Genomic DNA, 10,062 nt, shown 5'->3' on the forward strand with positions numbered 1-10,062 from the left:
CGAAGATCAAATGTGGGAGTGAGCTTGCTCCCGATGGCGGTGGGTCAGTCACCCGATGCATTGGCTGTCGCTTGGTCATCGGGGGCAAGCCCCCTCCCACACTGATTGAGGTGTTATCTAAACCAGGATTCAGGCGGGGCAGCGCGCCGGGCTGAGTTAACCGTCTCGATTCTGGCATCACCGAAGATCAAAGGTGGGAGGGAGCTTGCTCCCGATGGCGGTGGGTCAGTCGCCCGATGCAGTGGCTGACAGTTGGCAATCGGGGGCAAGCCCCCTCCCACACTGATTGAGGTGTTATCTAAACCAGGATTCAGGCGGGGCAGCGCGCCGGGCTGAGTTAACCGTCTCGATTCTGGCATCACCGAAGATCAAATGTGGGAGGGAGCTTGCTCCCGATGGCGGTGGGTCAGTCGCCCGATGCAGTGGCTGACAGTTGGCAATCGGGGGCAAGCCCCCTCCCACACTGATTGAGGTGTTATCTAAACCAGGGTTTAACCCGAACACCCCACACCTTGCGTCTGACCTTGTGAACGGATCATTCATTCACGAGGTTCAGTCCATGTCCCATCCTCTGCTTTTCCTGCGTCCTGCTGCCCAGAGCTTTGCGGTTACCTTGCTGGTGGCGCTGGCCGGTTGTGGGCTGTCTTCGCCGCCTGATTTAGCCAAACCGACTGAGCCCGTCGCCGAGCTGCACAGCGCGCCGGTCCAGGGCGCGTTGGTCAAGCGCCAGGCGAAGCCTGCACCGATGCGGATGCAGGAGTCGGCAACCCTGGATTACCAAAGCGAACCCCGCGAGCAGTACGCCAACCTGCCGGACAACCCGGTGCATCGGGTCGCCGAAACGCCGGTCTCGACCTTCAGCATCGACGTCGACACCGGCAGCTACGCCAACGTGAGACGTTTCCTCAACCAAGGCCGTCTACCGCCCGAGGGCGCTGTGCGACTGGAGGAAATGCTCAACTACTTCCCCTATCACTACGCCTTGCCCACCGACGGTTCGCCGTTTGGCGTGACCACCGAACTGGCGGCCACCCCGTGGAACCCGCGCACCCAACTGCTGCGCATCGGCATCAAGGCCTCCGACCGCGCCGTAGCGCAGCTGGCGCCGGCCAACCTGGTGTTTCTGGTCGATGTGTCCGGCTCCATGGACCGCCGCGAAGGCTTGCCGCTGGTGAAAAGCACTCTGAAATTGCTGGTGGATCAATTGCGCGAGCAAGACCGTGTGTCGCTGGTGGTCTACGCCGGCGAGTCGCGCGTGGTACTCCCTCCCACCTCCGGGCGCGACAAAGTGAAGCTGCGCAACGCCATCGACCAACTCAGCGCGGGCGGCGCCACCGCCGGTGCTTCGGGTATCGAACTGGCCTACCAGATGGCCCGCGAAGGCTTTATCGAGCAGGGCATCAACCGCATCCTGCTAGCCACCGATGGCGACTTCAATGTCGGCGTCAGCGATTTCGACAGCCTCAAGCACATGGCCGTGGAACAACGCAAAAGCGGTGTGTCGCTGACCACCCTCGGCTTCGGTGTGGATAACTACAACGAACACCTGATGGAACAACTGGCCGACGCGGGCGACGGCAACTACGCCTACATCGACACCCTGCGCGAAGCGCGCAAGGTACTGGTAGACCAACTCAGCTCGACCCTGGCGGTGGTGGCGCGGGATGTGAAGGTGCAGGTGGAATTCAACCCGGCCCAGGTCAGCGAATACCGCTTGCTGGGTTATGAAAACCGCGTGTTGAAGCGTGAGGACTTCAACAACGACAAGGTCGACGCGGGAGAGATCGGCGCCGGGCACACGCTGACCGCGCTGTACGAAATTGTACCGAAGGGCCAGCAGGGCTGGCTGGAGCCGCTGCGCTATGCCGCCGCGCCTGCGGTGTCGGGCGGTTCCGATGAGTTGGCCATGTTGCGCGTGCGCTACAAGCCCGCGGCCGGTGGCGCGAGCCGCTTGATCGAGCGGCCGGTGAGCAACGCCTCGGCCAAGGCCAGCGACGACCTGCGCTTCTGCGCCGCCGTGGCCGCCTTCGCCCAGCAACTCAAGGGCGATGGCCGCTACACTGGCAGCATGAGTTTGCAGGACACCGCCGCACTCGCCCGCTCTGCCCGGGGCGATGACCCGTTCGGCTTGCGCAATGAATTCGTGCAACTGGTGGAAGTGGCGCAAAGCCTCAAACCTTGATCGTGAACACAGCGACCAGAAAGGAGTTCGCCACCGACATGCCCGCTCCAGATGATTCACCCAGCGACGAATCGCTGCTGGCCCGTTACCGAAGCGGTGACGGCGCTGCGTTCGAAGCCTTATACGCGCGGCACCGCCAAGGTCTCTACCGCTTCCTGGTGTCCCTGAGCAACAAGGCCGAACTGGCCGAGGAAATTTATCAGGAGACCTGGCTCAGCCTGATCCGCAGCGCCACCCAGCCACAAGGCCGGGCGAGTTTTCGTACCTGGCTGTTCCAGATCGCCCGCAACCGCCTGATCGACTATTGGCGCAAGCACGGCATCCACAACCCGTTGCACGACAGTTACGATGAACAACTGCACGCCCAGCCCGACACCAGCGCCGGCCCCGAGCAGCATCTAAGCCTGAGCCGCGACCAGGCGCGTCTCGACGCCGCGTTGCAAGACTTGCCCGAAGACCAGCGCGAAGTCTTCCTGCTGCGCCTGCATGGCGACCTCGACGTGCCGCAGATCGCCGCCCTCACCGGCGCCCCGCTGGAAACCGTGAAAAGCCGCCTGCGTTACGCCCAGCAGAAACTGCGCCGCCTGCTGGCCGAGGAGATACCCGCATGACCGACTCCCGATACACCCCCGACCCCGACGACCTGCTCATCCAGCACGTGCGTCAACACAGCCGCGGCGAGCCACCGGCGTCCCTCGACGCCTTCATCCTCGCCACCGCCCGCCGCGAAACCCCAGCGCCGCAACCCAGCCGCTGGCAACGCTGGCTGCACGCCTGCCAACGCCCGCGCTGGCAGATGGCATTCGCCACCGTCGCAGGGTTAGCGTTGATGATCGGCGTGGTCATGCGCTCGCCCGTGCCTCAACCCGACATCTCCCCGGCGACGTTCTCCGCGCTCCACCCAGAAAGCGCCCGCCCGGCCCCCGCGCCGATGGCCCGGATGGCCGTCGCGCCCAGAGCCGAAAGCGCGCCGGTCCAAGCCGAAATCGCCGGGGCGTTGTCGGATCAATCGCCGGCCAGGCTCAGCAAGCGCGCACCGGTTGCACTGCCTTCATTGGAAGAGGGCTTGCAGGAAATCGTCAACTTGCGGGCGGCCGGGGACAGCCAAGCGGCGGATGAGAAGTTGCTGGCGTTGCACGCGCGTTTTCCCCAGGAGGACTTGCCGGCGCGCCTGGAGGTGTTGCGCAAGCGCTGAACGCGGGGCGGGCGGTGAGACGCAACGTCTCGCCGTCTCATCGCCACCGGGTGTGGTCTGACATGGCGCGTCTCATTCGAACGCGATCGCGGCCGCCCCTGGGTTTCCAGCGGACCGCTCTAAGCAAGGCCTGTTCAGGTGCTTTTGCGGATCTGGCACCGGCCTTGCTCTGGCTCTGGTAACCAGCCCGACTGGTGACCCAATAATAAAAACAGGTGCCCGATGTCCTGCCCAACTCCCTTTCCCGGTTCTGCCCGTGGCGGCGTCATGAGTCGCATGCCGCAACAGCTCAATCGACTGGTTCTGGACCTTGTGCTACCGCGCTGACGCCCCTCCTGGCGGACTCTTGCGGGGCGCCAGGGCCAATCGTTCCAAGGAGATTTCGCTATGACCCTTTCGATCAATCCGCAACGCAGCATGCGCGCCGCTGTCTGGCACGGCCGTCACGATATCCGCGTCGAAGACGTCCCGCTGCCCATTTCGCCGCCGGCCGGTTGGGTGCAGATCCGCGTGCAGTGGTGCGGAATCTGCGGGTCCGACTTGCATGAGTACGTGGCCGGGCCGGTGTTCATACCGGTCGACGCCCCGCACCCGCTGACCGGGATAAAGGGGCAGTGCATCCTCGGGCATGAGTTTTGTGGCGAGATCGTCGAACTTGGCGCCGGCGTACAGGGCTTCAGCGTCGGCGAACCGGTGGCGGCTGATGCGTGCCAGCATTGCGGCACGTGCTACTACTGCACCCACGGGATGTACAACATCTGCGAGAACCTGGCCTTCACCGGGCTGATGAACAATGGTGCCTTCGCCGAACTGGTCAACGTGCCCGCCAACCTGCTGTACAAATTGCCGGCGAATTTTCCCGCTGAAGCCGGGGCACTGATCGAGCCGCTGGCGGTGGGCATGCACGCAGTGAAAAAAGCCGGAAGCCTGCTCGGGCAAAACGTAGTGGTGGTCGGTGCCGGCACCATCGGCCTGTGTACCATCATGTGCGCCAAGGCGGCCGGTGCGGCGCAGGTGATCGCGCTGGAAATGTCCGGCGCCCGCAAGACCAAGGCCCGGGAAGTGGGCGCGACCCATGTGCTCGATCCCAATGAGTGCGATGCCCTGGCCGAAGTCCGCCGCCTCACGGGCGGGCTCGGCGCGGATGTCAGCTTCGAATGCATCGGCAACAAACACACGGCCAAACTCGCAATCGACCTGATCCGCAAGGCCGGCAAGTGCGTCCTGGTGGGGATCTTCGAGGAGCCCAGCGAGTTCAACTTTTTCGAATTGGTGGCGACGGAAAAACAGGTAATGGGCGCGCTGGCCTACAACGGCGAGTTCGCTGACGTGATCGCGTTTATCGCCGATGGACGGCTGGACATTACGCCGCTGGTGACGGGGCGTATCCAGTTGGAACAGATCGTGGGGCAGGGCTTTGAGGAGTTGGTTAAAAACAAGGAGCACAATGTGAAGATTATTGTGTCGCCTGCTCGGGTCTGAAGTGAGCGCCTGGCGCGTCTGGCGTTGCAGTACTGATCGAGGCATCGTTCCTGCCATTTCGTTGTAAATGGCGGGAGCGGTGGAGTCTTCGCGCTTTGAGCGATCAATGAGTGGATCGAAGGCGGTGCGTTCAGCCTCGACGCGAGAGACAAAAACATCCCGGTCGCTTTCGCTTATGCGTGCTCAGGGCTCGGGCATCGGATTTGGTTTTGACGGTTTTGCGCTGGGCTGGGTAGTTCTAGCGGCGGATTAGCGCTTCCCGGTGATACTGGCCGCGATTCTTGATTGTTGCCAGATTCAACCGCGCAATGCCTGTGGGAATGGTTCTGGGACCGTTCGATGTTGTCCGATCTCTCTTGCCAATTTGTTTTCTTTATAACGTGCAGCCATAGGGTCGGCGTGCTTGGGTACAGTCTCAAATCAGGAACTCAAAACCGGACAGCAATTTTACGGTTTCGGGTAGCTTCTGCTGTAGTAGCTTATCTAGATACTCGCGTGCGCTATGCGGTGGGTTTTTCAGGGATGCACGCTGCCTTTGCGCTGCTTCCAAAACAGCTGCTTGATCTAGATCCCATAGGTCGGCAATAAAGTCGTCAGGGTGTAATGGCTCTATATCGAACGCGTCGAGAGCGCTCTTTGGGAAATCCTTAAGGTTAAAAGTCACGATAACCGAGGCGTTACATTTGATAGCTGCTGCCAGCACATGGCGGTCGTCAGCGTCCGGTAGAGTCAGTCCCTCTATAAGAGGCTCGTATTCAGTGACAATACCATCCGGAACGGCTTTATCCATCAGCGAGGACGTTCGGTCCAATTGCTCACGTGTAAGCTCTGGACGGTTGATCAGTAGATTGCGCTTCCATTCTTCATGAATCAGAGCTGACCAGCGTGCGCGGTACACGCCGGTCAAGGCTAGATGCATCAAGTAGTCACGCAGTGGTGCAGGGTAGAGAACATTCGCGTCGTAGAAGGCTGTGAAAGGTGAATGCCTCATTCATACCCCATCCCTAATTCTTGGGCTTGTGCAGCTAGCTCATCCATGGCATTACGGCTTGCCAGGTCGCGCTGCTCCTTGTAGGTCATTAGATCAGCGAACTTGATCCTACGATGTCTCCCGGTTTTGGTGTGGGGCAATGCGCCGTTATCCAGTAGTTTCACCAGGTGAGGCCGCGAAACATTGAGCATGTCTGCCCCTTCTTGGGTCGTTAATTCCGCATGAATCGGCACGACCTTGACGGCGTTACCCAGCGCGAGTTCGCTTAAAATTTCGCCGAGTAAACGGAGGGCGAAAGTAGGAAGTTCGACGACTTCGCGGTGTTGCGTTTCGTCAACCAACTCAATGCGTTGTGTCTCAAATTTTGTTGTGAGGAAGGCGGCCAACTGACGGCTTGACGCCACGGCCGCAGCGATTTCCTTCTCATCGGGAAGAATGGTGCGAGCGAGGTTGGCGGTGGTCATGATTAGCTCCAAAACTTTCTATTCAGCTGTTTTCATGGCTGCTGATCAGCAACCAGTCACAATCTATATTCGAAACAAACGAAAATCGCAACAAACGAAACGACTTGTCGACAAATGGGCATTCATCACGTGGCGGGGGAGATGACTGTAGACAAGCAGAAACAACAAAGCCCGCACAAGGCGGGCTTCTTGGGATGTTTCGTAGACTGTCTGAGACAGCCAGAAACTAGTATGTGGTGCACCCGGCGGGATTCGAACCCACGACCCCTGCCTTCGGAGGGCAGTACTCTATCCAGCTGAGCTACGGATGCTTGTGCGGGCGACATCATACCCATGTCGACCTTGGGCGTCCATGCTGGTTTTTGGCTGCTGGCGGGTAGGAATTGTCTGTGTCGGGGCTCTGCGCCGGGTGCGAGGGAGCGGTGGCGGGAAACGGGGCTGAAGGTCGCTGATCCGATAAATCCGGCAAATAAGCGGTTTTCGTTCTTTTTTTCGAACATCCTATTGCCCTGTACCCCCTTTGATCCTAGGATTCGTTTGAGATTTCAAACGCTCTGTCTCCCGTGCGCTCTCCACTTGCTTGCACGCAGGGGCTGATTTCCCTGACGGCAGCCCCCAAAGGCGCCTTTCAACAACTCTAATTCGCTCCGCGCGCGCGCGGTGCTGTTAAGGAAAGCCGACATGCAGCTTAAAGATGCCCAGTTGTTCCGCCAGCAAGCCTTTATCGATGGGGCTTGGGTCGATGCGGACAACGGTCAGACCATCAAGGTCAACAACCCCGCCACGGGCGAGATTCTCGGCACCGTGCCGAAGATGGGCGCCGCTGAAACCCGCCGCGCCATCGAAGCGGCGGACAAAGCGCTGCCGGCCTGGCGTGCGCTGACCGCCAAGGAGCGCGCCAACAAGCTGCGCCGCTGGTTCGAGCTGATCATCGAGAACCAGGAAGACCTGGCGCGCCTGATGACCCTGGAACAGGGCAAGCCGCTGGCCGAAGCCAAGGGCGAAATTGTCTACGCCGCCTCCTTTATCGAGTGGTTCGCCGAAGAAGCCAAGCGCATCTACGGTGATGTGATTCCCGGCCACCAGCCGGACAAGCGTCTGATCGTGATCAAGCAACCGATCGGCGTGACTGCTGCGATCACGCCGTGGAACTTCCCTGCCGCGATGATCACGCGTAAAGCCGGCCCGGCCCTGGCCGCCGGTTGCACCATGGTGCTCAAGCCTGCCTCGCAAACGCCGTTCTCGGCGTTCGCCCTGGCTGAACTGGCGCAGCGTGCCGGCATTCCGAAAGGCGTGTTCAGCGTGGTCTCCGGCAGCGCCGGCGATATCGGCAGCGAGCTGACCAGCAACCCGATCGTGCGTAAATTGTCCTTCACCGGCTCGACTGAAATCGGTCGCCAGTTGATGGCCGAATGCGCCAAGGACATCAAGAAAGTGTCCCTGGAACTGGGCGGCAACGCGCCGTTCATCGTGTTTGACGACGCTGACCTGGATAAGGCCGTCGAAGGCGCGATCATCTCCAAGTACCGCAACAACGGCCAGACCTGCGTCTGCGCCAACCGTCTGTACGTTCAAGACGCGGTGTACGACGCGTTCGCGGAAAAACTCAAAGTGGCGGTGGCCCAGCTCAAGATCGGCAACGGTCTGGAAGACGGTACCACTACCGGCCCGCTGATCGACGGCAAAGCCGTGGCCAAGGTCCAGGAACACATTGCGGACGCGCTGGCCAAAGGCGCCACGTTGCTGGCGGGCGGCAAGGTCATGGAAGGTAACTTCTTCGAGCCGACCATCCTGACCAACGTGCCGAAAGATGCCGCTGTGGCGAAGGAAGAAACCTTCGGCCCATTGGCGCCGCTGTTCCGTTTCAAGGACGAAGCCGAAGTGATCGCGATGTCCAACGACACCGAGTTCGGCCTCGCGTCCTACTTCTATGCGCGTGACCTGAGCCGTGTGTTCCGTGTGGCCGAAGCCCTGGAATACGGCATGGTCGGCGTCAACACCGGGTTGATCTCCAACGAAGTGGCGCCGTTCGGCGGTATCAAGGCTTCGGGCCTGGGCCGTGAAGGTTCCAAGTACGGGATCGAGGATTACCTGGAAATCAAATACCTCTGCCTGGGCATCTAAGCCCGGCAAGGCATTGCTGCAAACGCAAAGGGCACGAGAGCGCTGACCCTTTGCGTGTTTTACACCGTTATTCGTAGTGGCCGGGAACGCTGTGTCAGTCGATCATCGCATGCTGCCGTAGTTGCCCCCCGCCACGTATTCCTTGAACAACGCCACCCGATGAGTGGCGAATGAGGACTTTATGAGCAAGACCAACGCTTCCCTGATGAAACGCCGCGAAGCCGCTGTACCACGCGGTGTTGGCCAGATTCACCCGATCTTCGCCGAGTCCGCGAAGAACGCCACCGTGACCGACGTTGAAGGTCGCGAGTTCATCGACTTCGCCGGCGGTATCGCCGTGCTGAACACCGGCCACGTACACCCGAAAATCATCGCGGCCGTGACCGAGCAACTGAACAAGCTGACCCACACCTGCTTCCAGGTACTGGCCTACGAGCCTTACGTGGAACTGTGCGAAAAAATCAACGCCAAGGTCCCAGGCGATTTCGCCAAGAAAACCCTGCTGGTCACCACCGGTTCCGAAGCGGTTGAGAACGCCGTGAAAATCGCCCGCGCTGCCACTGGCCGTGCCGGCATCATCGCGTTCACCGGCGCGTACCACGGTCGCACCATGATGACCCTGGGCCTCACCGGTAAAGTCGTGCCTTACTCGGCCGGCATGGGCCTGATGCCAGGCGGCATCTTCCGCGCGCTGTACCCGAACGAACTGCATGGCGTGAGCGTCGACGACTCCATTGCCAGCATCGAACGCATCTTCAAGAACGATGCCGAGCCGCGTGATATCGCTGCCATCATCATCGAGCCGGTGCAGGGCGAAGGCGGTTTCTACGTCGCGCCTAAACCTTTCATGAAGCGCCTGCGCGAACTGTGCGACAAGCACGGCATCCTGCTGATCGCCGACGAAGTGCAAACCGGTGCCGGCCGTACCGGTACGTTCTTCGCCATGGAACAGATGGGCGTGACTGCCGACCTGACCACCTTCGCCAAATCCATCGCCGGCGGTTTCCCGTTGGCCGGTGTGTGCGGCAAGGCCGAATACATGGACGCCATCGCGCCAGGCGGCCTCGGCGGCACCTACGCCGGTAGCCCGATCGCTTGCGCCGCGGCCCTGGCCGTGCTGGAAGTGTTCGAAGAAGAGCACCTGCTGGATCGCTGCAAAGCCGTCGGCGAGCGTCTGGTTTCCGGCCTCAAGGCCATCCAGGCCAAGTACCCGGTGATCGGCGATGTGCGTGCCCTGGGCGCGATGATCGCGATTGAGCTGTTCGAAGGTGGCGACACCCACAAGCCAAACGCTGCTGCCGTTGCCGCTGTAGTGGCCAAGGCGCGTGAGAAAGGCTTGATCCTGCTGTCCTGCGGCCCTTACGGCAACGTGTTGCGCATCCTGGTGCCGCTGACCGCGCCGGACGAGCAACTGGACAAAGGCTTGGCAATCATCGAAGAGTGCTTCTCCGAGCTGTAAGGCCGGGCTGAACCGATCGATAGAAAAAACCCGCTTCGGCGGGTTAATGAGATGGTCACCCCCAACACCCTGTGAGGGCTACGCTTTCACGGGGTGTTTTGTTTTCGGAGGCCATCATCATGAGCGAGTCAGCACTGATCGGTATCGATCTCGGCAAACATACTT

8 protein-coding genes and 1 tRNA gene are annotated in these 10,062 nt (G+C 60.8%); 6 read left to right on the forward strand and 3 right to left on the reverse strand.

Features of this window, described 5'->3' with window-relative positions; genetic code table 11:
• The first annotated feature begins 559 nt into the window (after positions 1-559).
• The 4 genes from INT12_RS29820 (at position 560) to INT12_RS29835 (ending at position 4,859) form a co-directional block, all read left to right on the forward strand.
• The gene (locus INT12_RS29820; protein WP_193040748.1) at positions 560-2,182 is read left to right on the forward strand and encodes a vWA domain-containing protein; all 1,623 of its coding nucleotides are present in this window, start codon (positions 560-562) and stop codon (positions 2,180-2,182) included.
• A gap of 38 nt (positions 2,183-2,220) precedes the next feature.
• A complete protein-coding gene (locus tag INT12_RS29825; protein WP_017848620.1) occupies positions 2,221-2,793 on the forward strand; it encodes an RNA polymerase sigma factor in 573 nt (190 codons plus the stop codon).
• Positions 2,790-3,377 (forward strand): hypothetical protein, encoded by a 588-nt coding sequence (locus INT12_RS29830; RefSeq protein ID WP_046385092.1) that lies wholly within the window; start codon positions 2,790-2,792, stop codon positions 3,375-3,377. Before INT12_RS29825 ends, INT12_RS29830 begins: the two co-directional genes overlap by 4 nt.
• Positions 3,378-3,794: 417 nt before the next feature.
• A complete protein-coding gene (locus INT12_RS29835; protein WP_226926362.1) occupies positions 3,795-4,859 on the forward strand; it encodes a 2,3-butanediol dehydrogenase in 1,065 nt (354 codons plus the stop codon).
• Positions 4,860-5,274: 415 nt separating this feature from the next.
• Here the strand turns inward: INT12_RS29835 and INT12_RS29840 are convergent, their stop codons facing one another.
• The 3 genes from INT12_RS29840 to INT12_RS29850 all read right to left on the reverse strand — a co-directional run bounded on the left by INT12_RS29840 (position 5,275) and on the right by INT12_RS29850 (position 6,625).
• Positions 5,275-5,850: a PIN domain-containing protein gene (locus INT12_RS29840; RefSeq protein WP_046488818.1), complete on the reverse strand. Its 576-nt coding sequence runs from the start codon at positions 5,848-5,850 to the stop codon at positions 5,275-5,277.
• Positions 5,847-6,314 (reverse strand): helix-turn-helix domain-containing protein, encoded by a 468-nt coding sequence (locus INT12_RS29845; RefSeq protein WP_126585954.1) that lies wholly within the window; start codon positions 6,312-6,314, stop codon positions 5,847-5,849. The genes INT12_RS29840 and INT12_RS29845 overlap by 4 nt, the downstream gene beginning before the upstream one ends.
• A 234-nt stretch (positions 6,315-6,548) precedes the next feature.
• Positions 6,549-6,625, reverse strand: a tRNA-Arg gene (locus INT12_RS29850).
• 370 nt (positions 6,626-6,995) lie between these two features.
• Between INT12_RS29850 and gabD the strand changes: the two genes are divergently transcribed.
• Together gabD and gabT are read left to right on the forward strand one after the other, a co-directional pair.
• A complete protein-coding gene (gabD, locus tag INT12_RS29855) occupies positions 6,996-8,438 on the forward strand; it encodes an NADP-dependent succinate-semialdehyde dehydrogenase (protein ID WP_193040749.1) in 1,443 nt (480 codons plus the stop codon).
• A gap of 181 nt (positions 8,439-8,619) precedes the next feature.
• Positions 8,620-9,897: a 4-aminobutyrate--2-oxoglutarate transaminase gene (gene gabT, locus INT12_RS29860; protein WP_017848615.1), complete on the forward strand. Its 1,278-nt coding sequence runs from the start codon at positions 8,620-8,622 to the stop codon at positions 9,895-9,897.
• Positions 9,898-10,062 lie beyond the last annotated feature (165 nt).

Source organism: Pseudomonas sp. K8, from assembly GCF_014889455.1.
GTDB classification, from domain to species: Bacteria; Pseudomonadota; Gammaproteobacteria; order Pseudomonadales; family Pseudomonadaceae; genus Aquipseudomonas; species Aquipseudomonas veronii.